Raw genomic sequence first — 3,177 nt, 5'->3', positions numbered from 1 at the left:
AATAGTAACTCTTACTATTATTCAAACAATAAACGGAAGTGCTAATAGAAATATAAACAACTTAAAAATTAATATTACCTAAATGCACCACGGGTTAAAGTATTATGATTAATCAAAACAAAGAGGAATGATTATTTTATTCCGTTTGTTTTATGAATAAAAAAAGGAAACAGTCTCAAAACCTTATTTTTGTCAAGTTGAACTTGTTTCAGCTTCTTTGTTTTGCATCCACCATCAAGTCTAAGAGATACTTAAATGAATTAGAATGACAAGTTTTATTGGTTTTGAGACAGCTTTTATCCATTATATGCCTCTACTAAAATGTTGTTGTCTTGTAACATTTGTTTCAGCATATTTTCAATACCGTTTTTCAATGTAAACGTAGACGAAGGACATCCGCTGCATGCACCCTGTAGTAAAACGTGTACAGTGTTTGTCTGGTCGTCATATTGTTGAAAAGCGATGTTCCCTCCGTCTGCCTGAACGGCTGGCTTGACGTATTCTTCCAATATATTGATAATTCGCTGCGACTTTTCATCAAGAGAATCAAAGTTAATATCCGCTGTTTCTTCTATTTTTTGCGTATCCAGAATCAAAGATTCATTCACAGCAAGATTTCCCTGCTCCAAAAACTCCTTAATAAAAGTACGAGTAGGATGGATAAACTCATTCCAGTCAAAAGAATCATATTTAGAAACAGAAACGTAATTCTCGTCAATAAAAACTTCTTTTACAAAAGGCATTTTAAATAATTCCTTAGCCAATTGAGAAGCAGAAGCTTCGTCAATGTTTTTAAACTCAATACTTTTTTTAGTTAGAAGTTTATTAGCAACAAACTTGATAACAGCTGGGTTGGGTGTAGATTCCGCATAAATAGTAACTGGTTGTCTTTTTGTGGTTTTAGCAGCATTTATAAGTATTTGTTTGCCTTTAGCAATAAAAGTTTCTATTTGTTCTGCTACAACTTCTTTGACATCATTCCACTCTACAATTGAAAATTTTTCGATGGCAATAAAATTGTTGGCAATATATACCGTTTTTACAAAAGGAAGATAAAAGAGTTCTTTTGCTAACGGAGAATTAGAAGTTTCATCAATGTTCTTGAACTCAAAACTTTCATTCTTTGTGATAAAATAAGGAAGTATGAATTTAATAATGCTTGGATTTTGAGTGTTTTGAATTTTAATTTGAGACATAAAAAGTTTTTTTTCAAAATTAACAAACTTATATTCGAGTAATCAGTATATTTGGTTTTTTAAACATATAATTAACATACACTAACTATCAATTAACATCTAATAATTATATAAATTGATAAATCAGGTGTAGCAAAGTAATAGCTTTTATGTGTAATTTCACTTTAAAGGAGCTTCAAAGAATAAAACTACAAGAAAAAATGTGGAAAAACATACATCATATCTATTCAATCACTAATAAACCGAACTCATTTATGAAAAGAACTATTTTATTTCTTTTGGTTTGTTTTCCATTATTAGTTATATATGGAAAAAAAGCCAATGTAAAAGAAAATATAGCTGATCATATTCAGTATATGCTCGATGAGAGGCAATTTGTAAATTATCAGAAAGCTGTGTTATTTTTTGCACCTGCAAATGACGACTGTACAGATGCCATATCTTTAATGGTTAATCCCGATTTGGATTGCGGTCAAAAACTATCGGTTGATTTTACGGGAGCAACCGCTTCCGGAAAAGCAGTTCCCTTTTGTTCGGCAGTTGGATCCTCTCCGAAAGATTTGTGGTTTGAGTTTACCGCTACTTCTGATAAACATATATTAAGTATTTCCAGTGAAAAAAACATGCCTGCTACGCTTTACGGAGCGCTTTACGACAGGGATTGCAGTGCCATAAATGCTACGGCATCTCAATGTTTTTCATTGACAGCTGCTGTTAAAAAGATAACGCTGGACAAGCTAAAACCGGGCAAAAAATACTACATCCGATTGATGAGCGGAGAAACAACCCCGACCACTACGCTGGTTTTGTGTTTAGGCACGGTTCCTCCCCCTATAAAAGTAAGCCCTAGCGGGGAGATGTACACGGTGGAAGAACTGGTAAAAGACGTCTTGGTAAAATCGGGATGTGATTTAGTGTCTAATGTCCGCTATCAAGTGCAAGATGGTAGCCCTCAATATAATACATATAACACTTTAGGTTATTTTCATAAAAATGGTTCAGATTTTCCTTATGAAGAAGGAATCGTATTAGCTACAGGTTCTGCTAGATATATAGCTGGACCTTACGATGGCGGCGGCGGGGTAAGGGAAAAGGTCTTTCCTTTATGGAATGGAGATCCCGATCTAAATGCAGTTATTGATAGTGTAGGAGGAAGAACAGGAGGTAAGTTTATAACTCAATTATTTTTTGATTTTATTCCGGTAAAGGATAGTTTAAAATTTGAATATTTATTTGCTTCTGAAAGTTGGCAACAAGGCTGTTGGGGACATTGTGAAGGGGCCGCGTTATTTGCCGCATGGTTAACAGATACAACCACGGGAATTGGAGAGAATTTGGCAGTAATTCCAGGTACAACTACTCCTATTGCTTTGAATACTATAATGGATTTATCAAAAAGTAATGTAACAGGGATCGGTTGTCAAAATATTAATGAAGAGTATTTTTGGAAAGCTTACAATGGTAATGGAGTTGATGCACCATTCGCATCAGCTGCGCCCATTAATTATGCTTCAATGACAACTGCTATGCAATCCGAAACGGTTAAAGTTATTCCCGGTCGTAAATATCGTATTAGATTAGCAGTAATGGATTTTTGTACTACGCCTTCCCACACTTCCGCTGTCTTTTTCAACGCGCGCAGTTTTGATTTGGGCAATCCCGAGATCGGCGAGGATATGAGCATTGAGGGCGGCAATGCGCTTTGTCCTGGAGATACAATTGAACTCGGTCAGAATCTGGAGGCGAAGGACTATTTGATCCAGTGGACCAAAAACGGCAAAGACCTTATCGGAGAAAACGGCGAGACATTAAAAGTCAGCGAGCCTGGTTTGTACGGTGCCCGCTTGAAGTATAAATACGTAGTTTGCGACGTTGAGCTTGATCCTGTCAAGGTTGAGTTCTACGACGAGATCATCATCGAGAAACAGCCCTCGGATATCGAGCAGTGCCGTTCCAGCACATCAGCCACTACGATCAATTT

The 3,177-nt window shown here is 36.0% G+C and carries 2 protein-coding genes; one reads left to right on the top strand and one right to left on the bottom strand.

What is annotated here, in order from left to right:
- Nucleotides 1–296 precede the first annotated feature (296 nt).
- Nucleotides 297–1,196: a NifU family protein gene (locus C8P70_RS13635; protein WP_133713845.1), complete on the bottom strand. Its 900-nt coding sequence runs from the start codon at nt 1,194–1,196 to the stop codon at nt 297–299.
- Nucleotides 1,197–1,450: 254 nt separating this feature from the next.
- Here C8P70_RS13635 and C8P70_RS13630 point away from each other — a divergent pair.
- Nucleotides 1,451–3,177, top strand: a 1,727-nt coding sequence (locus C8P70_RS13630; protein WP_208293419.1) for a choice-of-anchor L domain-containing protein, incomplete at its 3' end; no start/stop codon positions are given.

This window comes from Myroides indicus, from assembly GCF_004364575.1.
In the GTDB taxonomy this organism is placed as follows: Bacteria; Bacteroidota; Bacteroidia; order Flavobacteriales; family Flavobacteriaceae; genus Flavobacterium; species Flavobacterium indicum_A.
This window is presented reverse-complemented; position numbering and strand designations above follow the sequence as displayed.

Bases quoted from the DNA above. Each gene is read 5' to 3' on its own strand.
- C8P70_RS13635 (WP_133713845.1), bottom strand. From the start codon at position 1,196: ATGTCTCAAATTAAAATTCAAAACACTCAAAATCCAAGCATTATTAAA.